Here is a 583-nt window from a genome sequence, read left to right as displayed (position 1 = left end):
TGAGGGCGGCGGCGGCCAGCACGATGGGATTGCGCACGCCGTCGGGCGTGGGCGTGACCATGATCAGCTCCTGCACGCCCGCCACCTTGGCGGGAATGGCGTTCATCAGCACCGACGACGGATAGGCGGCCTTGCCGCCCGGCACGTACAGGCCCACGCGGTCCAGCGGCGTGACCTGCTGGCCCAGCAGCGTGCCGTCGGCTTCGGTGTAGGTCCAGGTTTCAGCGCGTTGGCGCTCGTGGTAGGCGCGCACGCGGTCGGCAGCGGCTTCCAGCGCGTTGCGTTGCGCGGTGGGCAGCGTGGCCAACGCGGCGTGCCAGTCGGCCTTGGGGATTTCCAGCGTGTCGGCCGATGCGCCGGGCATGCGGTCAAAGCGCTGGGTGTATTCCACCAGCGCGGCGTCGCCGCGCGCGCGCACATCGGCCAGGATGCCGGCCGCGGCGCGGTCGATGGACTCGTCCTCGGTGGCCTCGAAAGCCAGCAGCTTGGACAGGGCGGATTTGAATCCGGGATCGCGGGAATCAAGACGATTGATCAGGGCCATGGCGTCATGCAGCAAAGCGAATAGCGGCCGCCGCGGTAT

General features: G+C 69.5%; 1 protein-coding gene. It reads right to left on the bottom strand.

Annotation, left to right across the window (positions count from 1 at the left end):
* On the bottom strand, positions 1-544 hold a 544-nt coding region (locus ACNPP0_RS22060; RefSeq protein WP_448707007.1), incomplete at its 3' end, for a histidinol dehydrogenase.
* Positions 545-583: the final 39 nt, after the last annotated feature.

It is taken from the genome of Achromobacter semiaridum (assembly GCF_053543755.1).
This window is presented reverse-complemented; position numbering and strand designations above follow the sequence as displayed.